Source organism: Hungatella sp. SL.1.14 (assembly GCF_024460495.1).
In the GTDB taxonomy this organism is placed as follows: domain Bacteria; phylum Bacillota; class Clostridia; order Lachnospirales; family Lachnospiraceae; genus Hungatella; species Hungatella hathewayi.
Window position 1 is genome coordinate 1 of record NZ_JANFYJ010000341.1, and the last position, 301, is coordinate 301.

Here is a 301-nt window from a genome sequence, read left to right on the forward strand (position 1 = left end):
AATTGGATAAAACAGGGCGGACCGTAGTGATGCGGCCCGCCCTGTTCCGGAACAGAGGACTGTTTCGTTCCGGGATTTATCGGTTATTCAATAAAGATGCGATGAGATTCCTCAACCTGCTTTGGCGAAGCTTTCGGAAACTCCAGATGCAGGATACCGTCCTCGAAGCGGGCCTTCATATATTCCTGTTTCACATCCTCGCCCACGTAAAAGCTTCTCTGGCACGAACCGCTGTAACGCTCCTGGCGAACGAACTTGCCGGTCTTCTCGTCGTTTTCGTTTCGTTCCATACCGCGTTCGG

Annotated in this window: 1 protein-coding gene; it reads right to left on the reverse strand. The window is 52.2% G+C overall.

Annotation, left to right across the window (positions count from 1 at the left end; translation table 11 throughout):
* Positions 1-83: 83 nt before the first annotated feature.
* The coding region (locus NE473_RS31265) for an Hsp20 family protein (RefSeq protein ID WP_256265655.1) at positions 84-301 on the reverse strand (218 nt) is incomplete at its 5' end.